We start from the raw sequence: 23,553 nt of genomic DNA, 5'->3' as shown, positions 1-23,553 counted from the left end.
CGGGAGTGCTACAATCCTCCTTACGCTTGATGAGACCCAGGAGGTACTGTAGATGCTTTCAGAGCGCATGCTCACCACCGTCGTTCGCGCCATGACCGATAAGACCCTCATGCTGCACCCCGTGCCCGAGGGCACGCTTCCCGATCCGGTGGAGGGCCGGCCCTATACGCTCTACGTGCATGTACCGTTCTGCGAGCGTTTGTGCCCCTACTGCTCGTTCAACCGCTTTCCATACCGCGAGCAGCGCGCCCGCGACTACTTTAAGGCCCTGCGCCAGGAGATGCGCATGCTGGCCGCCCAGGGCTACGACTTCGAGAGCGTCTACGTGGGCGGCGGAACGCCGACGGTGGACATCGACGAGCTGTGCGAGACCATCGATCTTGCCCGCGACCTCTTCCATGTGAAGGAGGTCAACTCCGAGACGAACCCCAACCACCTCATTCCTGAGTACCTGGACAAGCTTCAGGGGCGCATCCAGCGTCTCTCGGTGGGCGTGCAGTCCTTCGACGACGGGCTTCTGCGCCAGATGGACCGCTACGAGAAGTACGGCTGCGGTGCCGAGATCTTCGAGCGCATCGGCGAGGCGGCCCCATACTTCGAGTCGCTGAACGTTGACATGATCTTCAACTTCCCGACGCAGACCGAGGACATCCTCATCTCCGACTGCGAGAAGATCGCCACCTGCGGGTGCCACCAGACCACCTTCTCGCCGCTGTACCAGTCTCATGCCACCACGCGCAAGATGGAAGAGGTGCTCGGGCGCATGGACTACGACAAGGAGCGGCGCTTCTACCACATTCTGGACGATATCCTGGCCGGGGGAGAGCGCCCCTTCTTCGAGCGCCGCACCCTGTGGACGTTCAACCGGCTCGACGAGAACTGCGAGCGCAAGCAGCACTTGGAGGTGGACGAGTACGCCGTGGCCTACGAGGAGTGCGTGGGCATCGGCAGCGGCTCCATCACGCATTTGGGCGACAACCTCTTCGTGAACACCTTCAACCTGGAGGAGTACGGCGAGATGGTGCACGCGGGCGTGACGCCGCTGCTCGGCAAGACCGATCTGCCGCGACGCGACCTCATGCGCTATAAGTTCCTGCTGCAGCTGTACAGCCTGCGCTTCGACAAGCATGAGTTTGAGCGCGACTTCGGCGTGTCGGTGGAGCGCGGGCTGCCCGTGGAGATGGCCTTCATGCGCGCCAATAAGGCGTTCGCCACCGACAACGACGACGAGCTCACGCTGACCCGCGCCGGGCGCTATCTGGTGGTGGTGCTGTACCGCCAGTACCTCGCCGGCCTGAACAACCTGCGCGAACAGGCCCGAAGCAAGCTCACCGGCCTGGAGCACGACCTCCTATTCGGCGACGGCACCGAGAAGTAGCGCGCTTGCCGATGCCTAAAACGCAAAGAGGGCTCCCTGAGGGGAGCCTTCTTGTTGGGGGCTCTGAAGAGGGGCTCGACGATCATCAAGGCGACTAAGTCTCTCGGGATTGGCCCCAAAAGACCTCGAGTGCATTGAGAAAATGGTGCAGGTTATCATTTTCGTGAGCTTTCTTACCAGCATTTGATGATATACGATAAATTTGCTCTTTGATTTTTAGCTCCGCTCCGGTGAAATGCCCCAAAAGAATTCACTCGAAGGCATTTGGGGCCATTTGTTTGAAACGGCGTCGACTTCTGGCTGGGTTGCGTCCTGCGAGATGAGGGAGATGGCTCGGCGAGGCGCGTTCCGAAGGCGAGCGCGCTGCCGTGTCCGAGTAGCTCGGTCGTCGAGCCCTGTCCCGCCCTGTCCAGCCCGACAGCTATCGTTTCGCCGGCCTGCGGCAGGGTTTGCGCTCGAGCTTTGGCCGTTGGTCGCTCTTTGCAAAATTTTCTCTTGCAATGACGCGACGGTAAGGTTACTATAGTCAAGCTGTTTGAGCGGAAGCTCAAAAGAGCAACGGGTTGTGGCGCAGTTTGGTAGCGCACTTGACTGGGGGTCAAGGGGCCGCAGGTTCAAATCCTGTCAACCCGACCAGAACTTAGAGAGCCGGCATTATGCCGGCTCTTTCTGTTTGAAGTAGCGTTACAAAGCAAGGAAGTAGAGCGCCTCATGGCCTTTGGGAATGACACGACGCAGCGCGGTAGACGAGAGCGGAGCGCCTCGGTGCTCCGCAGGCTCGTGCTGCTCGCCATTCCCACGTTCGGGCAGTTGGTTGCCGAGCCGGCGTTCGTGCTCGTCGATACGGCCATCGTGGGCCATGTGGGCACTTCGGCTCTGGCGGGGCTGTCGCTGGGGTCTACGGTGGTGCTCACGGCGGTGGGGCTATGCATCTTTCTCGCCTATGCGACAACCTCGCAGGTATCGCGTCTGTTCGGAGCGGGGCATCGCCGTGAGGGACTGCAGGCGGCGATGGACAGCCTCTGGCTGGCGCTGCTCGTAGGCGTTGCGCTCGCCGCGGTGATATTCGCTTGCGCCGAGCCGCTCTGTTTCGCTTTGGGCGGGAGGGGGGAGGTGCTCGCTCAGGCCGTGGTGTACACGCGCATGGTGGTTCTGGGCGTGCCCGGCATGCTGTTGGTCTATGCGTCCAACGGGTTGTTTCGCGGGCTTCAGAAAGTGAGGATCACGCTGGTGGTCGCCGTGGCCGGGGCTGTGCTGAACACGGTGCTCGATCTGGTGCTCGTCGTCGGTCTGGGCTGGGGCGTGGGCGGATCGGGCTTCGCGACCTTCATCGCTCAGTGGTTCATGGCCGCCTGCCTCCTGACTCCCGCCTTGCGATGGATGTGCGAAGACGGCGTGGGTCTTAAGCCGCGCGCATCGGGTCTGCGGGCGGCGAGTGGCGACGGGCTGCCTCTCTTCTTGCGGACCCTGGCCTTGCGCGCGGCCCTGGTGGCCACGGTCATGGCGGCAGCCTCTCTGGGAGAAGAGGCCCTCGCGGCCTACCAGGTGGTGAATGCCGGCTGGAACTTCGTGCTGAACATTCTCGATTCCATCGCCATCGCCGCTCAGGCGCTGGTGGGGGCCGCTATCGGCGCGGGCGCGCGGGACAGCGCTCGCGCCATAACGCGACTTGCCGCGCGGGCGGGGCTCGGTGCCGGCGTAGCGCTCGGCGCCCTCTTCGCGCTGGCGGGGTTTGTCGCGGCGCCGCTGTTCTCGCCAAGTGCCGCTGTGCAGCACCTGGCGTCGGTGGGCATGGTTGCCGCGGGCGCCGGCCTTCCCCTGGAGGGGTGGATGTGGGCCCTTGACGGCATCCTCATCGGCGCAGGAGACTTCCGCTATCTCGCCAAAGCCTGCGCGCTCGTGTCGGCGGCGTACCTGCTTGCTCTTGGCCCTTTGACGTGGCTTGTGCTCCCGGTGGCGGGCGGCGCGGCAGGCACGGCTCTGCTGTGGGTCGGCCTCGGCGCGGTTCTCATGGGCGGACGCGCTCTCGCCAATGGGCTGCGCGTGCGTGGCGATAGGTGGATGGCGCAGATGTCGCGTCGCGCGCTCAAATAACCGTTTTGTGGCGGTTTGGTCCAGCGTCCGTAACTTTCTTTATGAAGATGGAGGGCTGAGTCGGTTTCTCATCGACAATGGAAAGCGCGAGAGAACGTCGCTTTGCCCGCAGGTCGATGGAGGAGGTGCCATGAACAAGGACGCGCTTATCGTGGGTTTGGCGCTGTTCGCCATGTTCTTCGGCGCCGGCAACCTCATTTTCCCACCCTATCTTGGCATGGAGTCGGGCGATTTGTGGCCCGTGGGCCTTGTCTGCTTCGTGTTCTTCGACGTGGTGGTCTCTTGCGTGGGCGTGTTCGCCATCAACAAGGCCGGCGGCTCCATCCTTGCCATTCAGAACGCCTTGGGGAAGAAGGCGGGGCTTGCGCTCAACACGGCGGCCATCTTCTGCGTCGGCATGCTCATCGCACCGCCCCGCTGCGCCGCCACCACCTTCGAGATGGGCATTGCCCCCTGGTTCGGCGACGCTATCGGCCTTTTGCCGTTCTCCGTGGCATTTTTCGCCGTGGTGCTGCTGCTGACCATGCGCCCCACGCGCATCATCGACGTAGTGGGGAAGGTGCTCACGCCCCTGCTTGTGGCGGGCATCGTGGTCATGGTCATTGCCGGCATCGCTTGCCCCTTGGGCCCTGTGGGCGCCCCCGAGACGGACACCGTCGTGGCCGACGGCGTGCTCGCGGGCTACCAGACCATGGACATCCTCGCAGTGGTGGGCTTCTCCATCCTGGTTCAGGAGTCGGTGCGGGCCGCCGGTTACCGCGATAAGCGCTCCCAGATGAGCGTCACGGCCCGGGCGAGCCTTGTGGCCTGCGTGCTGCTCGCCATTATCTATGGCGGCCTTACCTATTTGGGCGCCACCTCAGCCAGCGTGGTGCCGCACAACGTGAGCCAGGCCGAGCTCATCACGATGATCGTGTGGAAGCTCATGGGCGAGGCGGGCGTGGCGGTGCTCGGCGTCGTGGTAGGGCTCGCTTGCCTGACCACGGCCATTGGGCTTTGCGGCGCGACGGCCGATTATGTCGAGCGCATCACCATGCGTCGGGTGAGCTATCGCGCGGCGCTCATCGCCATGGTCGTCATTTCGCTGCTCATCTGCAATCTGGGTCTGACCAATATCATTGCCCTGGCAAGTCCCGTGCTGTCGGTCATCTGCCCGCCGTTCATGACGACGGTGGTGCTGCTGCTGTTCCGCGATCGCATTCGCAGCACGTGGGCGTTCAAGGGGGCGGCGGCGGCCGCTGTGGCCGCAAGCCTGGTGCTGACGCTGCACGAGCTTTCCGGCGCCTTCGCCTTCGTCGAGGCGGCGCCGCTGTACGCCTACGGCTTCGCCTGGCTGCTTCCCTCGGCCATCGGGGGAGTAGTCGGCGCCCTTCTGGGTCGACGGTTCGATTCCGCCGCGAGCGGAGTTTCTGCTCCAAAAATTGAGCAAGTGCACAACTAGAACGACCCTTTTACCGAGTATTGGCTCATCGTTAGAGAACGAGAAGGCGCTCACCTGCGCCTCCTTTGCTAAGGTATCGAGCAAGATCCACTGGATCCCGCCTAGCCGCAGCTATATGTAAGGCTGTGAAAAGGCCGATAGTTTAGGTTAGGAGGATCCTGTATGGAACTCAGTCTCGGACTGCTCGGCTTCCTCATCGTGTTCCCCCTCATCGTGGCCGCCGTGCTCCTGTTCGTGCGGCAGGAGGCGCCCAGACGCGTCATCGTCATCGCGGCGGCTGTCGTCATCGCGCTCGCCTCGGTGGCGCTGGTGGTCATGAACCTGGGGGCGTCCACGACGTTGTTCGAATTCCAGAGCGAGGCGCTCGACTTCGTCTGCACGGGCGTGTCGGTGGCCATCGCGGCGGTCATCATCGGCTTCGCCGTGCGCTACAAGAACATCTGGGCCGCCGTGCTCGCCATCGTGCAGATCGTCGGCACGCTCGTCCTCGAGTTCGCGTTCGCCCATGAGATCGAGGTGCCCTACGGGCTGTACTTCGACTCGCTCTCCCTGCTGATGACCTTCATTATCGGCGTGGTGGGCAGCGGCATCTGCGTGTACGCCCTCGGCTACATGGAGGACTTCCAGGCCCACGAGCCCGCGGGCGCGCCGGATCGCCGGCCGCTGTTCTTCGCGCTCATGTTCGTGTTCCTCTCCGCCATGTTCGTCATCGTGTTCGCGAACAACATGGAGTGGATGTTCACCGGCTGGGAGGTCACCACAGTGTGCTCCTTCCTCCTCATCGGCTACACGCGCACCGACGAGGCCATCGCCAACGCCTTCCGCCAGATCATCATGAACCTGGCCGGCGGCCTGGGGTTTCTGGTGGCGCTCTACTCCTGCGCGCTGACCGTGGGCACGTTCTCGTTCCTCGACTTCCTCGTCATCGGCGCCAACAACCCGGCGCTTGTGACCCTGGCCGCCTGCGCGCTGGCCTTCGCCGGCATCACGAAGGCGGCGCAGATGCCCTTCCAGACCTGGCTTCTGGGCGCCATGGTGGCTCCCACCCCCACGAGCGCGCTTCTGCACTCGTCCACGATGGTCAAGGCTGGCGTGTTCCTGTTGGTGAAGCTCGCGCCCATCTTCCACGTGGCCCCCGCGCCCGCGGTGATGGTCATGCTCGTGGGCGGCATCACCTTCGCGCTCTGCTCGTTCATGGCCATCTCCCAGTCCAACGCCAAGCGCGTGCTGGCCTACTCCACCATCGCGAATTTAGGCCTCATCTGCGCCTGCGCCGGCGTGGGCACGCCTGAGGCCGTGTGGGCGGCGAGCTTCCTCATCCTGTTCCACGCCATCGCCAAGTCGCTGCTGTTCCTGTGCGTCGGCACCGCCGAGCACCACATCGGCAGCCGCGACATCGAGGACATGGACCTCCTGTTCGACCGCATGCCGCGCCTGGCCCGATTCATGATGCTCGGCATCATGTGCATGTTCATCGCGCCCTTCGGCATGCTCATGGCGAAGTGGGCCACGCTCGTGTCCTTCGTGGACGCGCGCCAGGTTGCCCTCATCGTGATCCTGGCCTTCGGCAGCGCCGCCACCTTCATGTTCTGGGCCAAGTGGCTCGGAAAGTTGGCGGGCATCGCCGGCGAGCCCGAGAACGTGGAGCTCACGGTGAAGCCCACCGAGTGGGCATCGCTGCTGCTCATGGCCTGCCTGCTCGTGCTCGGCTGCGTGTTTCTGCCGGTCATCTCCGCGGTGCTGGTGGAACCCTATATCTTCTCGGTGTACGGTACGCTCGGCCAGGACATCGCCACCGACAACCTGTGGCTTGCCTCCATCTGCACCGTCATCGTGGTGCTCGTGCTGTTCGCCGGCGTGGGCGCCAAGCAGAGAGGCCACCGCGTGAACGTGTACCTCGCCGGCGTCAGCCGCGACAACGACAACCGCACCTTCCAGAACGCGCTGTCGGGCACCGCTGAGGCCAGCGTGCGGAACTGGTACATGGAATCGGTCTTCGGCGAGGCGCGCATCGCGCCGGTGGGCGTGGTGTTCAACGCGCTCATCATCGTGGTCGCCTTCGTCGTGTCCTTCGTAGCAACCCCGATCGTCTTCTAGAAAGGAGCGTGCAATGTCTCTGATTTCGACGCTCATCGGCACCCTCCTGTTCGCGATCATCGCGCCGGCGGTCGGCTGCCTGCTCGCCGGCCTCGACCGCATCGTGTCGGCACGCATGCAGGGTCGCGTGGGGCCGCCGCTGCTGCAGCCCTACTACGACGTGCGCAAGCTCTTCGAGAAGGAGCGCGTGGCGGTGAACTCCGTGGAGCGCGTCTATGTGGCCGCGGCCCTGCTGTTCGCGCTTCTCGCCGGCGGCATCTTCTTCTCCGGCGGCAACTTCCTCCTGTGCGTGTTCGTCATCACGCTCTCGAGCCTGTTCTTCATCATGGCGGCCTACTCCACCCGCAGCCCCTACGCCGAGGTGGGCGCCGCCCGCGAGACGCTGCAGGTGATGTGCTACGAGCCCATGGTGCTGCTCATGGCCGTGGCCTTCTTCCAGGCCACCGGCTCCTTCGACGTGGCGGCTGTGTTGGGGATGCCCCATCCCATCGTGTGCAGCATCGGCCTGGTGTTTCTCGGCGTGCTGTTCATCCTCACCATCAAGCTGCGCAAGTCGCCCTTCGACCTCGCGCTGTCGCATCACGCCCACCAGGAGCTCGTGCGCGGCGTGACCACCGAGATGAGCGGCCCCACCCTCGGTATGGTGGAGATCATGCACTGGTGCGAGAACGTGCTGTTCATGGGATGGATCGCGCTCTTCTTCGTGTGGGGAAGCCCCATATCGGCCCTCGTGGCCATCATCGCGGTGGTTATCGTGTACTTCCTGGAAGTGTGGATCGACAACAACTTCGCTCGCGTCAAGTGGCAGTTCATGTTCAAGTCGGCGTGGATCGTGGCCCTCGTGGCCGGCGGCGTGAACATCGCGCTGCTCGCGTTCCTGTAAGGAGGTGCCGCTATGGCATTCGCTTCAAAATCGCCCTGGGTCATCCACTACGACGGCTCCAGCTGCAACGGCTGCGACATCGAGGTTCTGGCGACGCTGTGCCCGGGCTTCGACGGCGAGCGCTTCGGCGTCGTCAACACCGGCAACCCCAAGCACGCCGACATCTTCCTCGTCACCGGCTCGGTGAACGAGCAGAACATCGGCGTCATCAAGGAGATCTACGACCAGATGCTCGAGCCCAAGGTGGTCGTGGCCTGCGGCATCTGCGCCTGCACGGGCGGCGTGTTCCACGACTGCTACAACGTCCTCGGCGGCGTGGACGCGGCCATCCCGGTGGACGTGTACGCCCCGGGCTGCGCCGTGCGCCCCGAGCAGCTCATCGACGCCATCGTGGCCGGCGTGGCCGCCCTCGACGAGAAATCGGCGGCCATGAAGGCCGCCCGGAAGGGAGCGTGAGCGCCCATGGATAAGTTCAGCCAAGTGTTCAACGAGGTGGCCCTCGCCGATGTGCACGAGCTGGCCGCCGCTCGCGCCGCCGACGGCTGGCGCTACGTGCAGATCCTGGCGGTGAACACCGAGGACGGCGTGGATTTGGTGTACTCCTACATGAAGGAGGGCCTGCTCGAGAACGACACGGTGAAGGCCGTGGGCGCCGACGACGTGGTGCCTTCCATTACCGATCTGTTCCTGGAGGCATTCGTCTGCGAGAACGAGATCCACGACCTGTACGGCGTGGACATCGAGAACATCGCCATCGACTTCGGCGGCATGTTCTACCAGCTGGCGGAGAAGGCCCCCATGACCGTGGTGAGCCCCGAGCAGCTGGCCGCCCGCGAGAAGGCGAAGAAGATTGCCGCGGCCAAGGCCGCCAAGGAAGCGGCCGCCAAGGCTCCCGCGACCGAGAACGCGGCCCCGGCAGCGCCCGCCGCCGGCCCCACCGAGGAGGAGATCCAGGCCAAGATAGCCGGTCTCGATCCGGAGAAGGCGGCGAAGGTGCGGGCGGCTATGGAGGCCAAGGCCAAAAAGGCCGCTGCCGCCGCGCAGGCCTCTGAGGCCGCCACTCCCGAGGTGCCGGCGCAGGTCGGCCCCACCGAGGAGGAGATCCAGGCGAAGATCGCGGGGCTCGATCCCGAGAAGGCCGCCAAGGTGCGCGCCGCCCTGGAGGCCAAGGCCAAGAAGGCCCAGAAGACGGAAGGGAAGGGGGAGTAGCATGGGCAAGGCGACCGTCATTCCCTTCGGCCCGCAGCACCCCGTGCTGCCGGAGCCTCTGCACCTCGATCTGGTGGTGCAGGACGAGACCGTGGTGGACGTGCTCCCGCAGATCGGGTTCGTGCACCGCGGCCTGGAGAAGCTCGTGGAGACCCGCGACTACAACCAGTTCATCTACATCGCCGAGCGTATCTGCGGCATCTGCGCTACGGGGCACTCCATCGGCTACGCCGAGACGGTGGAGTCGCTCATGGGCGTGGAGATCCCCAAGCGCGCCGAGTACCTGCGCATCATATGGCACGAGCTGTCCCGTGTGCACTCGCACCTCCTGTGGCTGGGCCTTGCCGCCGACGCCTTCGGCTTCGAGAGCATGTTCATGCACTGCTGGCGTTTGCGTGAGCGCGTGCTCGACCTGTTCGAGAAGACCACCGGCGGCCGCGTCATCCTGTCGGTCGTGAAGGTGGGCGGCGTGGTCCGCGACATCGACGCCACCCAGATGGCCGAGATCATCTCGGTGCTCGATGGCATCAAGGACGACTACACCAAGATCATGAACACCCTGCTCACCGATACCTCGGTGAAGAACCGCACCGTGGGCGTGGGCTACCTCTCCACCGAGGATGCTCGGGCGCTGTCCATGGTGGGTCCGTTCGCCCGTGCCTCCAACCTGCCCTACGACGTGCGCTCCTTCGGGAAGGGCGCCTACGGCGATCTGTCCGACTTCGAGCCCATCGTGGCCACCGAGGGCGACTGCTACGCCCGCGTGAAGGTGCGCTGCCTGGAGGTGCTCCAGTCGATCGAGATCATCAAGGAGCTGGCGGCCAAGATGCCCGCCGGCGACATCGAGGTGGCCGTGAAGGGGGCTCCCGCTGACGGCGCCCAGGCCTCCAACGTGCTCGAGCAGCCTCGCGGCGAGTGCTACTACTACGCGCGCGGCAACGGCTCCAAGAACCTGGAGCGCATGCGCATCCGCACGCCAACCTCGCAGAACCTCGCCGGCATGACCGTGGCGCTCAAGGGCTGCGACTTGGCCGACGTGAACATGATCATCCTGACCATCGACCCCTGCATCAGCTGCACGGAAAGGTAGGCGACCATGGGAAGCTTTAAACTGGGGGGCATGACCCTCGGATCGCTGTTCAAGAAACCCGAGACCGTGCTGTATCCCTTCGAGACCAAGCCGGCCCCGGCCGGCCTTAAGGGTCATGTGGAAAACGAGGTGAGCCAGTGCATCCTCTGCGGCATTTGCCAGAAGAGCTGCCCGGCCGACGCCATCGTCGTCGAGAAGAAAGAGCGCACCTGGTCCATCGACCCGTTCCGCTGCGTGCAGTGCGGCACCTGCGTGCGCCTGTGCCCGAAGAAATGCCTGGCGATGGAGCCGTCCTATACGCCGATCGCTACGGCGAAGACCTGTCGCGTGCTGCAGGTTCCCGACCCGAAGGCCGCAGTGACGGAATCGTAAGACTTGACGGGCCGTTAAGTTTCGTGGTGAGTCGGCGAAGGGCCCGCGCCTCTGGTAAAATGTGCCGATATTGGCGTAAGATGCCGGACCCCTGCGGGGGTCCGGTTTTTGTAGAGAAGGAGCTGGCTGGCTCATGGCAGACGAGCAGCGGGAAAAGCAGACGGCCACCGAGCAGGTGACAAGCGAGATATTCACGGCGGCCAACGTCGTGTCCTTCGTGCGCCTGTTGCTGGTGCCGGTCTATTTGTGGCTGCTGCTTGCGGGCTGCAATCTCGCCGCCACGCTCGTGTTCGCCGCGGCTGCGGCCAGCGATTTCATCGACGGCCAGCTGGCGCGCCGCACCCATACGGTGTCGAGGCTCGGTCAGATCCTCGACCCGGCGGTCGATCGCATCCTCATGGTCACCGGCGTGCTCGGCGTGTTTCTCGTCGGCCGCATCCCTTTGTGGGTCATCGTGCTCGTGGTGCTGCGCGACGCCTATCTGCTCATCGGCGGGGCTTGGCTTTTGTCCCGCTACCACCTTCGCGTGCCGGTCGTCTATCCCGGCAAGTTCGCCACAACGTTTCTGTTCGTCGGCTTCGCGGGCCTGCTGTTGAACTGCCCGCTCATTCCCGGCCTTGGCTGGTGCGACCTCTCCTGGCTGCCCGGCTTCAACGGAGCCGACGTTTCTTGGGGCATTTGGTTTGTCTATGCGGGCCTTGTTCTGTCCCTGGGCGTCACGGTGTACTATTCGGTGACGGCGGCTCGGGCCCTCGCGGCCGAGCTTGCCCGCGAGCGTAGGGCCTCTTCGGAGGATTCGCAGACCCATGGCGCCGCGTAAGCCCGCAGGGGAGAGGCCGAGCACGGAGGAGCGCCGGGCGAGAGCCCGGGCCGAGAAGCGCATCGCCATGCCCTCCAACCGCTCGAAGCGCCCGGCGGTCCAGAAGAAACCTGCGGCGCGCGCCGCTTCCGCCGGACCTTCCTCTCAGAAAAAGCCCACTGTCGCATCGGCGGGCGGCTCCGCCCGGAAGAGCTCTCGTTCCGCGGCGGTGTCCCGGGCGCGCTCTGTCTCGCAGACGCCCTCGCGGCCCTCAGCGGCCAAGCGCCCGACGACGCACGCCGCCTCTTCGCCGAGAACCGCGCCATCGGCCGCGTCGTCCCGGGCGAGGTCCTCTCGCTTCCCGTCGGCCGAAACGGAGAAGAAGCGCGGCCGCGGCCCCAAGCTCGGCCTTGCGGCTCTGGCGCTGCTGCTTGCCGTGATAGGGGGCGCGTGGGTCATCGACGGCGCCGTTAACGGCGCCCGCATTTATGCAGGAGTATCGGTGGGCGAGGTGGATGTCTCGGGCATGACCGAGGAGGAGGCCCGCCGCGCCGTGAGCGCGTTCTACAACCCGCGCGTCGACGAGGGCCGCGCGTTCATCTTCGCCAGCGACCAGGCGCGCAGCACGCTCGATACCGACATGGCTCTGGCTGAAGAGGACGCCCAGGCCGAGCAGCTCTCCATCGAGGAGGCTCGTGCCAACAAGCAGCTCTGGGTGGCCGAGGCGGGCACTTTGGGCGCCGAGGTTCCCGTGAGCGAGCTGGTCTCGCAGGCCTTTGCCGTCGGTCGGGAGGGCGGTCTGCCCGAGCGCCTGGGCGCCTCCCGCGACGGCTGCGTCGTGCCCGTCCATGTCGATTTAGACGAGGAGGCTCTCGAGGCGCTCTGCGCTTCCATCGACGAGTCGGTGGGAGACCCGCGCGTCGATTTCGGCATCGCCATCGAGGAGGGGGCCGTCACGGTGACCGAGGGCCATGATGGAACGGCGGTGGACCGGCAGGCAGTGGCCGACCAGCTTTCCGAGGGGTTCCTCGGGCCCGCCTCTGCCGACGTGCAGTTCGTCGCCCATCCCGAGCAGGCCTCGGTCCGCATCGGCAAGGAGAGGGCCGAGCAGGTGGCCGCGACGGTGCAGGCGGCTCTTGACCGGGGATGCACCTTCACCTTCGAGCAAGCGGAATGGAGCCTTGACGCCGCCGAGATCGGCCCGTGGGTGCGCACGCGCATCGAAGGGGAGGGCGAGCAGGCGGACCTTGTTCCCTATCTTGATGAGGTGGAGGCCTCGGCGGACGTTCTCGCCCTTATCCGAAACGCCGGGTACACCTCCGCCGCCACGGTGAGCTTCGCGGCCGACGCCGGCGAGATTTGGGTGAGCGCGGCCGACGGCTCGCGCTACCCGCATACGGCCGCGGCCGTCGCCGAACTCGACGAGGCGCTGTTCGATGCGAGCGCGACAGGCGACACGCCGCCGGCCATTGCCGTTGAGTGGGGCGCTGCTCCGGCGCGCGTCACGTTCGATAAGGCCCTCGAGATCGGCCTTATCGGCCAGATATCATCGTTCACGACCGAGTACAACGACAGTCCCTCCACGGCCAACCGCCGCCACAACATCCATAGGGCCGCCGATCTTCTGAACGATTCTATTGTGCCGGCGAACGGGGGAGAGTGGTCCTTCAACGCCACGGTGGGCGAGGCCAGCGAAGAGTCCGGCTTCCAGGCGGCCCATGCCATCATCAATGGCGAGTACGACGACGCCATAGGCGGCGGCATCTGCCAGGTGGCCACCACGGTATTTAACGCCGTGTATGAGGCGGGATACCCGGTGACCGAGCGTCGCAACCACTCGCTGTACATCTCCAGCTACCCCACGGGACGCGATGCCGCCATCGCGTTTCCCGATCTTGACCTCACGTGGGTAAATGACGGCACTTCAGATGTTTTGGTGCGCTCGCGCTACACCGACTCCACCCTAACCGTTACACTGTACGGTATCGATCCGGGCTACGTGGTCTCCACGCAGACCGGGGATTGGGAAGCCGGCGAGCCCTTCAAGAAGCGCACGAAGGTGGACGAAAGCGAGCCCGAGGGCACGCGCTACGTCAAAACCGCCGGAGCCGACGGCCGTTCGGTCACGGTGCACCGCGTGGTGCGCGACCGGGCGGGCAACGTGCTCCACGAAGAGGACTTCGCTTCGCATTACGCCCCGATCGACGAGGTGACCGTCGTGGGGCCGAACACACCGACCGCAAACGAGGAAGAGAAGGAAAAGGAGGAGGACCGTGTACTTCCAACCGGAGATTGAGACGATGCCCCGCGAGGAGCTGCGCGAGCTTCAGCTCGAGCGCATGCGCGAATCGCTGCGCAACGCCTACGAGAACGTGCCGCTGTACCGCGAGCGCTTCGATGAGGCGGGCGTGACGCCGGATGATCTGCAGAGCCTTGATGACCTCTCGAAGTTCCCCTTCGTCGTGAAGCAGGACATGCGCGACAACTATCCGTTCGGCATGTTCGCCCGCGAGAACGCCGACGTGGCCCGCATCCATGCCTCTTCGGGCACCACGGGCCAGGCTACGGTGGTGGGCCATACCGCCGAAGACCTGAAGAACTGGGGCGATTGCTTCGCGCGCGGCATCGCCATGGTGGGCGGCTCGAACGAGTCCACCATTCAGGTTTCCTACGGCTACGGCCTGTTCACCGGCGGTCTGGGTGCCCATGCCGGCGGCGAGGCCATAGGCTGCACGGTCATCCCCACCTCGTCGGGCAACACCAAGCGCCAGGTACAGATGCTCAAGGATTGCAAGACCGACATCCTCGCCTGCACGCCCTCCTACGCCCTGCTCATCGCCGATACGGCCATCGAGATGGGCTACAACCCCGCATCCGACTTCCAAATCTCCGGCGGTATCTTCGGCGCCGAGCCCTGCTCCGAGAACATGCGCCAGGAGATTGCCGACAAGCTCGGCATCCAGTACTGCGACGTGTACGGCCTCTCCGAGATCATGGGCCCCGGCGTGGCCATGGAATGCGCGGAGCGCGGCGGCCTGCATATCGCCGAGGACCAGTTCTACTGCGAGATCATCGACCCCGAGACGCTGGAAGTGCTCCCGGACGGCGAGGTGGGAGAGCTCGTCATTACGACGCTCACGCGCGAGTGCTCGCCTATGATCCGCTACCGCACCCGCGACGTCACCAGCATCAATGCCGAGATGTGCCCATGCGGGCGCACCCATCGCAAGATCGGGCGCCTTCTGGGCCGCACCGACGACATGCTCATCATCCGCGGCGTGAACGTGTTCCCGTCTCAGATCGAGCAGGTCATCACCGAGTTCCCGGAAATCGCCACCCAGTACCAGATCGTTCTCACCACACGCGGCCCGCTCGATCATGTGGAGCTTCAGGTGGAAACCGAGCCCGAGTTCCCCATCGACGAGGTGCGCGTGCTCGAGGATCTGCGCGGCCGCCTCGCTGCGGCGCTCAAGAGCAACCTGCAGGTGGCCGTCGACATCAAGTTCGTCGAGCCCAAGACCATCGCGCGGTCCGAGGGCAAGGCCAAGCGCGTCATCGACCTGAGAGGGGAGAACCACTAATGATTTCGCAGCTCACGGTATTTCTCGCCAACGAGAAGGGGCGCCTGGCCGCAGCTTGCCGCACGCTGGCCGACGCCGACATCAATATGAAGGCGCTGTTCATCGCCGACACCGCCGACTTCGGCATCGTGCGCATCTTCTGCGACACGCCCCAGCGCGCCGCCGCGGTGCTCACCGAGGCCGGCTTTCGCGCCTCCATCGCGCCGGTCATCGCGGTCTCGGTGAGCGACGAGCCGGGCACCTTGGCCGACCTGCTCGGATACTGCCAGAGCGCATCGATGAACGTCGAGTACGGCTACTGCTTCTGCACCGCCGACGGCAGGGCCATCGACGTGCTCAAGATCGAGGGAGACCAGGCCGAGGCGGTGCTCGCCGAGGCCGGCTTCACGGTGCTCGCTCCGGAAGAGGTTTACGACGTTGATCCGGCCTAGCATTTCACGACAGAGCCCGGCTGCCCGCGAATGCGCCTGTCTTGCAAGACGGGCGCTCGCCTGTTTGCTGGCCCTTGCGCTCGCCCTGCCCGCGGCGGTGCCCGCACGAGCCTTCGCAGATGTGCGCGGGGCCGATGAGATTCTCGGCGTCACCGTCGAGGCCCGAGGGCTGCCCGCGGCGGCCTGCCCGAACGTCACGGCGGCGTATGCCCTGGTCATGACCGAGGACGGCGAGGTGCTGTTCTCCCGCGACGGCCTGTCCCAAACCCATATCGCCTCCATCACGAAGGTCATGACGGCCATCGTGGCCCTGGATGCGGGGGTTGCGCTGGACAGCACGGTCACGGTGAGCCAGGAGGCGGCCCAAGTGGGGGAGTCTTCGGCGAATCTGTGGGCGGGGGATACGCTCACGCTGGAGGCCGCCGTCACGGGTCTTATGGTCTCCTCGGGAAACGATGCCGCCATCGCCATCGCAGACACCTTGGGCGAGACCATGAAGACCGACGAGGGCCAGACGGCCAACGAGGCCTTTGTCGCCGCCATGAACGCGAAGGCCGCCGAGCTCGGCATGACCGAGACGCTTTTCGCCAACCCCCATGGGCTCGATATCGGCCAGTACGACAACGAGATGTACAGTTGCGCGCGCGATGTGGCCCTCATGTGTGCCTACGCCATGAAAAACGAGACGTTCCGCTCCATCGTGGTCAAGGAATCGGCCCAGATCACGGTGAAGCGCGCCGACGGCAAGCCCGTGGTCATCGACTTGGAATCCACCGACAAGCTGCTCGGCACCTACGAGGGCGCCTGCGGCGTGAAAACCGGCTACACCGAGGCGGCGGGCAACTCGTTTGCGGGCGCCTGCGACAGGGGCGACGGCATGCTGTTTGCCATCGTGCTCGGCTCGCCCTCCGAGGACGCCCGCTTCGAAGACGCCAAGGCGCTGTTCGACTGGGTGTACAACAATCGCGTGAGCTACGCGCTGGCCCACAGCCCGGCCACGGTGGCCTCGGCTGCCCAGGGCGGCGCGGAGGTGCCGCTCATCGCCCAGGTGTCGCACCAGGCGTGGCCCGGACGCACGGTTGCGGCCACCTTCGCCGATCCGAAGGCGGCGGTGGAGGTGTTCGCTCCCGAGGGCAACGTAAGTCAGGAGATCGTCGCCAACGAGCTCGCCGGCGCCGTTGCCGCAGGAGATGTGGTGGGCGTGGCCAACTTCTACCAGGGCAACGAGCTGATCGCCAGCCAGGATTTGGTGGCCTGCGAGGATGCGCCGGCGCCGAGCATCTTCGAGGGCGTCGCCATCTGGTGGAACCGCCTGTGGGGCAACGACGAGCCGGCACCTACGGTAATCGTCAACGAGACGCCCCTCATCTACAGCAAGTCCCCCTCGAGGGAGGATCAGAAGTCCATCGCGGCCATCGCCGCGGGAATCGACGACGAGCCCGCACCGGCTGCCAGCGAATCTGGCGAGGACGGCTCTGCCGCCGACGGAAGCAACCAGTAAGGAGGTGGGCCATGACCGAGCGCTGCCCAGTTTGTTCCCACGAAATTTCACCAAGTGACACGGTATGCCCCACGTGCGGCTTCAAGCTGCTCGGCGCCACCCAGGCCTTCAAGCCCGTGGCGGTGGACGGAGCGGCGCCCGTCGCCCACGAGAGCGCGCCGGCTACAGCGACGCTGAACGTGGTGCGCGGCCCCCAGGTGGGCATCGTCTTCACCATGGGCGGCGAGCCGATCACCATCGGCCGCAGCCCTCAGTGCACGATTTTCCTGAACGATATGACCGTCTCCCGCATGCACGCCACCATCGAGCCCGAGGGCGGCTGCTATGTCATCCGCGACGCGAACTCGTTCAACGGCGTGTGGGTGAACAACGAGTCGGTCGAGGCGCGTACGCTGCGCCCCGGCGATTTCATCCAGATCGGCACCTTCTGCATGCAGTACGAGGAGAACTAGGCCGTATCGAACTTGAGCCGTCGCTGTTGAGGAGAAGAGGAAGAGAGAGTCTATGGAGCTGATGAGCGGCAACGAGGCCATCGCCCAGGGTGCCTGGGAAGCTGGCTGCACCGTGGGCGTGGCCTACCCGGGAACCCCTTCGACGGAGACCCTCGAGGCCTTCGCCAAGAAGGAGGGCGTCTACGCCGAGTGGTGCGTGAACGAGAAGGTGGCCGTCGAGGTGGGCATCGGCGCCTCGGCCGCCGGCGCGCGAGTGCTTGCCACCATGAAGCACGTGGGCGTGAACGTTGCGGCCGACCCGCTGTTCACCGCCGCCTACACCGGCGTCGGCGGCGGCCTGGTGATTCTCGCGGCCGACGACCCGGGCATGTACTCGTCGCAAAACGAGCAGGATTCCCACTACTATGCCCAGGCGGCGGCCGTCCCCTGTCTCGATCCCGCCGATTCGGCCGAGGCGCTGCGCTTCACCCGCGAGGCCTTCGAGCTTTCCGAGCGCTTCGATGTGCCCGTGATGATTCGCTCCAGCGTGCGCATCTCCCACACCAAGACGCCCGTCGAGGCGGGAGAGCGCGCCGAGGTGGCGCCGCGCCCCTACGAGAAGAACCCGGCGAAATGGGTCATGATGCCCGCCTTCGCGAAGCCGCGCCGCCTTGTGCAGCTCCAGCGCATAGACGATCTGCGCGCCTGGGTCGAGGACTGCTCGTTCAACGAGGTGGTTCGCGGCGATGGCGCCATCGGCGTCATCTGCGCCGGGGCGGCCTATCAGCACGTGGCCGAGGCCCTGCCCCAGGCGAGCATCTTCAAGCTCGGCGTCAGCTGGCCCCTGCCCGCAAACGCCCTGCGCGATTTCGCCGATTCCGTTGATGCGGTATACGTGATGGAGGAGGGGTCCGCGTACCTGACCGACGCCGTGCGCGCCTGCGGCATTTCAGTGAGCGAGACGCCGTGCCCGCTGCCGCGAGCAGGAGAGCTGACCCCCGGGCTCATTCGGGCCGCCTTCGGCGAGGCCGAGCTCTCCCACGCCGATGCCGCCACCGACCTTCCCGCGCGTCCGCCCGCGCTCTGCCCGGGATGCCCCCATCGCGTGGTGTTCAAAGAGCTCTCGCGCCTGAAGGCCATCGTCACCGGCGACATCGGCTGCTACACCCTGGGGGCCCTGCCGCCGCTTTCTGCCATGGACACCACGGTGGACATGGGCGCGTCGGTCTCCATGGCCCACGGCTTCGAGATCGCCCTTGCCGGCACGGAGCACCGCCCGGTGGTGGCGGTCATCGGCGACTCCACCTTCGCGCACTCGGGCCTCAGCTCGCTCATCTCCACGGTGTACAACCACGGGTCGGGCACAATCTGCGTGCTCGACAACCGCACCACGGCCATGACGGGACGCCAGGGAAACCCCTTCAACGGCGTGACCTTGCAGAACCGGCCCAGCCGCGAGCTCAATATCGAGGCGGTCGTTGCGGCCCTCGGCGTGGAAGATGTGCGCGTCATCGATCCGAACGACGTGGCGGCGGTGCGCACGGCCTTGAAGGAGGCCACCGCCACCGACGACCTTTCCGTGCTCGTGTTCCGCTCGCCCTGCGTGCTGCTGGAGCGGAATTTCGCGGCGCCGTTGTGGGTGGGCGGCGATTGCACGGGCTGCGGTGTGTGCGCGGGCCTGGGCTGCCCCGCCCTCGGCCGCGAGGAGTCGGGTCGCGCGCTCATCGATCCCGCTCTGTGCATCGGCTGTGGCCAGTGCGCGCAGTATTGTCGTTTCGACGCCATCGTCCCGGAATAGGAGTCCGCTCATGGTAACTGCAACGAAAACCGTGCTTCTGTGCGGCGTGGGCGGCCAGGGAACGATTCTCGCCGCCGACCTGCTCGCCTTCGGGTGCATGAGGGCCGGGTTGGATGTGAAGGTGTCCGAGATTCACGGCATGGCCCAGCGCGGCGGCGCCGTCACCACGGTGGTGCGCGTGGGCGAGGACGTGAAGTCCATGGTGTCCGACCTGGGCGCCGCCGACATCATCGTCGCCTTCGAGACCACCGAGGCGCTGCGCAACCTGCCCCAGCTGAAGGAGGGCGGCGCGCTTATCGTGAACGACGTGGCCATCCGCCCGCTGCCGGTGCTCACCGGCGCCGCCTCCATGCCCGAGCGAGCCCGCGAGCGCCTTGAGGCGGCCGGCGCGCTGCTCATCGACGCCGACGGCATCGCGCGGGCGGCGGGCAATGCGAAGTGCGCCAACGTGGCGCTCGTGGGCGCGCTTTCTGCGCGGCTCGATGTCCCCGTCGAGGTGTGGGAGAAGACCGTGGCCGAGCGCGTGCCCGAAAAGACGGTGGAGGCGAACCTCACCGCTTTCCGTGCCGGGCGGGCCCTCGTCCTGGAGAAGGAGGGCAACTAGCATGACCGTTTCCCAGATCAGCGTATTCGCCAACAGCCGCCCGGGGCACATGAACCGCGTGCTCGACCTGTTCGAGGACGCCGGCGTCTCGGTGCGCGGCTTCTCGGCAGCCGATACCGGAGAGTACGGCATTCTGCGCTTCATCGTAGACAAGCCCGACGAGGCCCTCGAGGCCCTTCAGGAGGCGGGCTGCGCGTGCGTCATCTCGCCGGTGCTCTGCCTCAAGCTCGTGGACAAACCCGGGGAGCTGTCGCGCGTCATGGGCGTGCTCGCCCGATGCGGCATCAACGTGGTCTACAGCTATTCGATGATTTCCACCTATATCGTGCTCTCCACCAACGACCCGGAGCGCGCCCACGAGCTGTTGACCGAAGAGCCCGTGGAGCTCATTTCCCAGGAAGACATCGCGCGCATCGTTGCCGAGCGTGCTGCGAAGGAGGCGTGAGCGAACGTGGCCGACGCTATGGAACCCATCGATGTGACCGCGAAGGGGGCGGCCCTGGCCGCTGCCGCCGCGGGCCGCTTCGACGCCCTGCCCATCTACAAGCCCGAGATCGAGTGCGCGCCGCGCGAGGAGATACGAGCCCTGCAGCTCGAGAAGCTGCAGGAAACAGTAGCCTATGCCTACGAGCGCGTGCCCTACTACCGGGAGAAGCTGGACGAGACGGGCGTATCCCCTTCGGACATCAAGACGCTCGAGGATGTGCGCAAGCTGCCCTTCACCGATAAGGCGGTGCTCCGCGAGACCTTCCCCTTCGGGCTGTTCGCCGTGCCCATGGACGAGATTCGCGAGCTGCACTCCTCGTCGGGCACTACCGGCAAGCCCGTGGTGGTCGGCTACACCGATGACGATATGGATATGTGGAGCGAGTGCATCGCCCGCCTCGTGCAGATGGCCGGCGTCGTGCCCGGCGACATGGCCCAGATGGCGTTCGGCTACGGCATGTTCACGGGGGGCTTCGGCCTGCATTACGGCCTGCAGCGCCTCGGCTGCGCCATGATCCCGGCCGGCTCGGGCAACACCGAGCGCCATATCCAGATGATCGACGACTACGGCACCACCGTGCTCATCGCCACGCCCTCCTACGCCATGCACATCTGCGAGGTGGGGGAGGCCATGGGGTACGACTGGGAGAAGTCGCCCTTGCGCGTGGGCCTGTTCGGCGGCGAGCCGTGCCCTCCGGGCCTCAAGGCCGAAATCGAGCGGCGCATGCATATCGTGTGCACGGACAACTACGGTCTGACCGAGGTCATGGGGCCCGGCGTGTCGGGCGAGTGCCTCGCCGAGCGCTTCCAGCAGCACATCGCCGAGGACCACATCCTGTGGGAGGTGGTCGACCCCGAGACGGGCGAGCCGGTGGGCGAGGGCGAGATGGGCGAGCTGGTGCTCACGCCGCTGTGCAAGCAGGGCATTCCCGTGCTGCGCTACCGCACGCACGACCTGACCCGTGTCACCACCGAGCCGTGCGCCTGCGGACGCACCCTCGCGCGCATGGATAAGGTGCGATCCCGCTGCGACGACATGCTCATCATCCGCGGAACCAACGTGTTCCCCTCGCAAATCGAGGATGTGCTTTCGGGCATCGACGAGGTCACGCCGCATTACCACATCATCGTGGAGACGCGCGGGGGCATGGACGCGCTCATCGTGGAGACCGAGCTGCGCCCCGAGGCATTCCGCGACTCCTTCGAGGCCATGGACGGCCTGCGGGCCCGTATTGCCGAGAAGCTCAAGGGCACGCTGCTCGTGGCGCCGGAGGTGCGCCTGGTGGAGCCCGGCGGCATCGAGCGCGCCATCGGCAAGGCCAAGCACGTCGACGACCGTCGCGAGAAATAGCGGCGAGCACTTTGCCTGCGCAGCCGAAACAGGTCGGATGTCATTCGAGCGGGAGCGAGTCGGCCGGCGCACCTGTCGTTGGCCGGTTCGCCCCATCGCCGACGGGGCGCATGCATGCGGGCAACGTCTACGCCGCCCTTGCGGCCTGGCTTGTGGCCAAGTCCAAGGGCGGGCGCATTGTGCTGCGCATCGAGGATCTCGACCGCGAGCGCTCCAAGACCGCCTATATCGATCAGGTGCAGCGAGACTTCGAGGCGCTGGGGCTGTACTGGGACGAAGGTCCCTATTTCCAACATGATCGCGATGAGGCCTACCATGCCGCCTTCGATATTCTGAGCGAGCGAGGGCTTATCTATCCCTGCTACTGCACGCGGGCCGATCTTCTCGCCGCCTCGGCCCCGCATCGCGGGGAGAAGCCGGTTTATCCCGGTACGTGCCGTCATCTGAGCGCCGAGGAGCGCGCGGAGCGGGAAGCAGGCGGCCGGGCGCCGGCGATGCGGCTTATGGTGGATGAGAGGGAGCTGTCGCTCGCCGATGCAATTCAGGGCCCCTACGGCCAGCAGCTTAAGCGCGATTGCGGAGATTTTCTTGTGCGTCGCTCCGACGGAGCCTTCGCCTACCAGCTCGCCGTGGTCGTCGACGATGCCGCCCAGGGCGTCACATCGGTGGTACGGGGCGTCGATCTTCTGTGCTCGACGCCGCAGCAGATGTATCTGCAAGAGCTGCTGGGTCTTCCTCACCCGACTTACGCCCATGTGCCCCTGCTGATAGGGGAGAGGGATCGCCGTCTTTCGAAGCGGGACAAAGATGCCTCCCTCGAGGAGCTTTTGGAACGGTTCCGCACGCCCCAAGCTATTGTAGGGCATATTGCCGGCATCACGGGCCTGGCTGAAAGCGATGAGCCTGCGACGCCCGAGGAACTGCTCGGGAGATTCTCGCTTGAGCAGTTCCTCGGGCGAATCCCGGATTTGGTGCAAATTCCCTGGCGCTAGGCCTAAACGAGCAGGGCTGCGGCGTAGAGGGCGCCCAGAGCCACGTTGAGCGCGCAAATCTGCCCCATGGCGCCGATGCGAGCGGCGGGGGTCAAAAGGTTCTTCCACAACCCCATGATGAGGGGGTATGAGGCAAGAGCCAAAAAGGGGAGTACGACAATGCCCCGAGAAAACCAGATGGCGATAATGAACACGATAGCGAGAACCCAGGCCACCATAAGGCCATGATAGAGCTTGCGCGTCTTGTCGCGTCCGAGCAGACAGGGGAGCGTTCGGCGCTGCGCGTCGATATCCTTTTCAATATCGCAGGTATTGTTGGTCATCATAATGAGGCCCACGCCCACGATAGTCGGCAGGGCCCACAGCAGCGCCAAGAACGTGAACGATCCCGAGAGGACGTGGTAGCACGCGAGCGGGATGAGGCCGCCCATGACCAAGCCGCTTACGGCCTCGCCGATGGGCAGATAGGATATCGGGGTCTTGCCACCGGAGTAGGCGACGACGATGACGGCCCCTACAAGAGCGATGACCAAGGGAATGAATCCGGCCTGCATGATGACGTAGATGCCCAGCGCGAAGGCGATGACGAGAAACCCGATGGCCAAAACGAGCGCTGACTTCGGGTTGACATCGTTGTAGACGAGCACCGAGTCTGACGCTTCCACATTATCGTCGGCAGTGTCGGTACCCTTAACGAAGTCGAAGTAGTCATTGAAGGTGTTCACCGAGGACTGCATCAGGATGCAAATGAGAAGAAGAAGCCAGGTCATAGCCGTATCGAGATACCCGGTTACGGCCAGGGCGCAGCTGGCGGCAACGAGCACGGGCATGATGGCTGCCGGCCAGGTGTGCGGAGCAGCCAGCTGAATCGCGAGGCGAGGGGAGAGGGGAGTGCGCGCTCCCCTACTGGATTGACTTGATGCAGAACCCATGTTCGAATTCGCTTTCATTGTGAGAGATGTTTGTTTACCTGGCATTATAAAAGAAGGACGCCCGAGAAGGGCGCCCTTCGAAA

At 65.3% G+C, this 23,553-nt stretch carries 21 protein-coding genes and 1 tRNA gene; 21 read left to right on the top strand and 1 reads right to left on the bottom strand.

Annotated features, from left to right (window positions below):
• The first annotated feature begins 52 nt into the window (after positions 1–52).
• From VJ923_RS04635 to gluQRS, 21 genes are all read left to right on the top strand, one after another.
• Entirely contained in the window at positions 53–1,378 is a 1,326-nt protein-coding gene (locus VJ923_RS04635) for a coproporphyrinogen III oxidase family protein (RefSeq protein WP_326439041.1), read from the top strand.
• Between the two features lie 559 nt (positions 1,379–1,937).
• Positions 1,938–2,014 (top strand) — tRNA-Pro (locus VJ923_RS04630).
• Positions 2,015–2,089: 75 nt separating this feature from the next.
• On the top strand, positions 2,090–3,472 hold the full coding sequence (locus VJ923_RS04625; protein ID WP_326439039.1) for an MATE family efflux transporter: 1,383 nt from the start codon (positions 2,090–2,092) through the stop codon (positions 3,470–3,472).
• Between the two features lie 130 nt (positions 3,473–3,602).
• Positions 3,603–4,913, top strand: a complete 1,311-nt coding sequence (brnQ, locus tag VJ923_RS04620; protein WP_326439037.1) for a branched-chain amino acid transport system II carrier protein — start codon at positions 3,603–3,605, stop codon at positions 4,911–4,913.
• Positions 4,914–5,075: 162 nt separating this feature from the next.
• On the top strand, positions 5,076–7,010 hold the full coding sequence (locus VJ923_RS04615) for an NADH-quinone oxidoreductase subunit 5 family protein (protein ID WP_326439035.1): 1,935 nt from the start codon (positions 5,076–5,078) through the stop codon (positions 7,008–7,010).
• A 13-nt stretch (positions 7,011–7,023) separates the two neighbouring features.
• On the top strand, positions 7,024–7,893 hold the full coding sequence (locus tag VJ923_RS04610; protein ID WP_326439033.1) for a respiratory chain complex I subunit 1 family protein: 870 nt from the start codon (positions 7,024–7,026) through the stop codon (positions 7,891–7,893).
• A 12-nt stretch (positions 7,894–7,905) separates the two neighbouring features.
• Positions 7,906–8,349, top strand: coding sequence for an NADH-quinone oxidoreductase subunit B family protein (locus VJ923_RS04605; protein ID WP_326439031.1), 444 nt, complete (start codon positions 7,906–7,908; stop codon positions 8,347–8,349).
• Between the two features lie 6 nt (positions 8,350–8,355).
• Positions 8,356–9,102 carry an NADH-quinone oxidoreductase subunit C gene (locus tag VJ923_RS04600; RefSeq protein ID WP_326439029.1) on the top strand — a complete coding sequence of 249 codons (747 nt, stop codon included), beginning with the start codon at positions 8,356–8,358 and terminating at the stop codon, positions 9,100–9,102.
• 1 nt (position 9,103) lies between these two features.
• Positions 9,104–10,192, top strand: a complete 1,089-nt coding sequence (locus tag VJ923_RS04595) for a hydrogenase large subunit (RefSeq protein ID WP_326439027.1) — start codon at positions 9,104–9,106, stop codon at positions 10,190–10,192.
• A 6-nt stretch (positions 10,193–10,198) separates the two neighbouring features.
• The gene (locus tag VJ923_RS04590) at positions 10,199–10,564 is read left to right on the top strand and encodes a 4Fe-4S dicluster domain-containing protein (RefSeq protein ID WP_326439025.1); all 366 of its coding nucleotides are present in this window, start codon (positions 10,199–10,201) and stop codon (positions 10,562–10,564) included.
• Positions 10,565–10,697: 133 nt separating this feature from the next.
• Positions 10,698–11,384 carry a CDP-alcohol phosphatidyltransferase family protein gene (locus tag VJ923_RS04585; protein ID WP_326439023.1) on the top strand — a complete coding sequence of 229 codons (687 nt, stop codon included), beginning with the start codon at positions 10,698–10,700 and terminating at the stop codon, positions 11,382–11,384.
• Complete coding sequence (locus tag VJ923_RS04580) at positions 11,371–13,659, top strand: VanW family protein (protein WP_326439021.1); 2,289 nt, start codon at positions 11,371–11,373, stop codon at positions 13,657–13,659. Before VJ923_RS04585 ends, VJ923_RS04580 begins: the two co-directional genes overlap by 14 nt.
• Positions 13,637–14,944 (top strand): phenylacetate--CoA ligase family protein, encoded by a 1,308-nt coding sequence (locus VJ923_RS04575; protein WP_326439019.1) that lies wholly within the window; start codon positions 13,637–13,639, stop codon positions 14,942–14,944. The genes VJ923_RS04580 and VJ923_RS04575 overlap by 23 nt, the downstream gene beginning before the upstream one ends.
• Positions 14,944–15,375, top strand: coding sequence for an amino acid-binding protein (locus tag VJ923_RS04570; protein ID WP_326439017.1), 432 nt, complete (start codon positions 14,944–14,946; stop codon positions 15,373–15,375). Before VJ923_RS04575 ends, VJ923_RS04570 begins: the two co-directional genes overlap by 1 nt.
• Positions 15,376–15,439: 64 nt before the next feature.
• Positions 15,440–16,876, top strand: a complete 1,437-nt coding sequence (locus tag VJ923_RS04565) for a D-alanyl-D-alanine carboxypeptidase family protein (protein WP_326439015.1) — start codon at positions 15,440–15,442, stop codon at positions 16,874–16,876.
• Between the two features lie 11 nt (positions 16,877–16,887).
• Positions 16,888–17,328 (top strand): FHA domain-containing protein, encoded by a 441-nt coding sequence (locus VJ923_RS04560; RefSeq protein WP_326439013.1) that lies wholly within the window; start codon positions 16,888–16,890, stop codon positions 17,326–17,328.
• A gap of 52 nt (positions 17,329–17,380) precedes the next feature.
• The gene (locus VJ923_RS04555; protein ID WP_326439011.1) at positions 17,381–19,105 is read left to right on the top strand and encodes a thiamine pyrophosphate-dependent enzyme; all 1,725 of its coding nucleotides are present in this window, start codon (positions 17,381–17,383) and stop codon (positions 19,103–19,105) included.
• A gap of 10 nt (positions 19,106–19,115) precedes the next feature.
• On the top strand, positions 19,116–19,709 hold the full coding sequence (locus VJ923_RS04550) for an indolepyruvate oxidoreductase subunit beta (protein WP_326439009.1): 594 nt from the start codon (positions 19,116–19,118) through the stop codon (positions 19,707–19,709).
• 1 nt (position 19,710) lies between these two features.
• Complete coding sequence (locus VJ923_RS04545; RefSeq protein ID WP_326439007.1) at positions 19,711–20,154, top strand: amino acid-binding protein; 444 nt, start codon at positions 19,711–19,713, stop codon at positions 20,152–20,154.
• A gap of 6 nt (positions 20,155–20,160) precedes the next feature.
• On the top strand, positions 20,161–21,546 hold the full coding sequence (locus tag VJ923_RS04540; protein WP_326439005.1) for a phenylacetate--CoA ligase family protein: 1,386 nt from the start codon (positions 20,161–20,163) through the stop codon (positions 21,544–21,546).
• 11 nt (positions 21,547–21,557) lie between these two features.
• Positions 21,558–22,538: a tRNA glutamyl-Q(34) synthetase GluQRS gene (gluQRS, locus tag VJ923_RS04535; protein WP_326439003.1), complete on the top strand. Its 981-nt coding sequence runs from the start codon at positions 21,558–21,560 to the stop codon at positions 22,536–22,538.
• A 2-nt stretch (positions 22,539–22,540) separates the two neighbouring features.
• Here the strand turns inward: gluQRS and VJ923_RS04530 are convergent, their stop codons facing one another.
• Positions 22,541–23,470: a prenyltransferase gene (locus VJ923_RS04530; protein WP_326439001.1), complete on the bottom strand. Its 930-nt coding sequence runs from the start codon at positions 23,468–23,470 to the stop codon at positions 22,541–22,543.
• Positions 23,471–23,553 lie beyond the last annotated feature (83 nt).

Origin of the sequence: Adlercreutzia shanghongiae (assembly GCF_035830635.1) — a bacterium.
GTDB classification, from domain to species: domain Bacteria; phylum Actinomycetota; class Coriobacteriia; order Coriobacteriales; family Eggerthellaceae; genus Adlercreutzia; species Adlercreutzia shanghongiae.
The sequence above is the reverse complement of the archived record's forward strand: the minus strand, read 5'-3'. Positions and strand labels throughout refer to the sequence as shown.

What these genes read in the sequence shown, in the direction of transcription:
- VJ923_RS04635 (WP_326439041.1), top strand. Translation starts at nt 53, where the DNA reads ATGCTTTCAGAGCGCATGCTCACCACCGTCGTTCGCGCCATGACCGAT.
- VJ923_RS04625 (WP_326439039.1), top strand. Translation starts at nt 2,090, where the DNA reads ATGGCCTTTGGGAATGACACGACGCAGCGCGGTAGACGAGAGCGGAGC.
- brnQ (WP_326439037.1), top strand. Translation starts at nt 3,603, where the DNA reads ATGAACAAGGACGCGCTTATCGTGGGTTTGGCGCTGTTCGCCATGTTC.
- VJ923_RS04615 (WP_326439035.1), top strand. Translation starts at nt 5,076, where the DNA reads ATGGAACTCAGTCTCGGACTGCTCGGCTTCCTCATCGTGTTCCCCCTC.
- VJ923_RS04610 (WP_326439033.1), top strand. Translation starts at nt 7,024, where the DNA reads ATGTCTCTGATTTCGACGCTCATCGGCACCCTCCTGTTCGCGATCATC.
- VJ923_RS04605 (WP_326439031.1), top strand. Translation starts at nt 7,906, where the DNA reads ATGGCATTCGCTTCAAAATCGCCCTGGGTCATCCACTACGACGGCTCC.
- VJ923_RS04600 (WP_326439029.1), top strand. Translation starts at nt 8,356, where the DNA reads ATGGATAAGTTCAGCCAAGTGTTCAACGAGGTGGCCCTCGCCGATGTG.
- VJ923_RS04595 (WP_326439027.1), top strand. Translation starts at nt 9,104, where the DNA reads ATGGGCAAGGCGACCGTCATTCCCTTCGGCCCGCAGCACCCCGTGCTG.
- VJ923_RS04590 (WP_326439025.1), top strand. Translation starts at nt 10,199, where the DNA reads ATGGGAAGCTTTAAACTGGGGGGCATGACCCTCGGATCGCTGTTCAAG.
- VJ923_RS04585 (WP_326439023.1), top strand. Translation starts at nt 10,698, where the DNA reads ATGGCAGACGAGCAGCGGGAAAAGCAGACGGCCACCGAGCAGGTGACA.
- VJ923_RS04580 (WP_326439021.1), top strand. Translation starts at nt 11,371, where the DNA reads ATGGCGCCGCGTAAGCCCGCAGGGGAGAGGCCGAGCACGGAGGAGCGC.
- VJ923_RS04570 (WP_326439017.1), top strand. Translation starts at nt 14,944, where the DNA reads ATGATTTCGCAGCTCACGGTATTTCTCGCCAACGAGAAGGGGCGCCTG.
- VJ923_RS04560 (WP_326439013.1), top strand. Translation starts at nt 16,888, where the DNA reads ATGACCGAGCGCTGCCCAGTTTGTTCCCACGAAATTTCACCAAGTGAC.
- VJ923_RS04555 (WP_326439011.1), top strand. Translation starts at nt 17,381, where the DNA reads ATGGAGCTGATGAGCGGCAACGAGGCCATCGCCCAGGGTGCCTGGGAA.
- VJ923_RS04550 (WP_326439009.1), top strand. Translation starts at nt 19,116, where the DNA reads ATGGTAACTGCAACGAAAACCGTGCTTCTGTGCGGCGTGGGCGGCCAG.
- VJ923_RS04545 (WP_326439007.1), top strand. Translation starts at nt 19,711, where the DNA reads ATGACCGTTTCCCAGATCAGCGTATTCGCCAACAGCCGCCCGGGGCAC.
- VJ923_RS04530 (WP_326439001.1), bottom strand. Translation starts at nt 23,470, where the DNA reads ATGGGTTCTGCATCAAGTCAATCCAGTAGGGGAGCGCGCACTCCCCTC.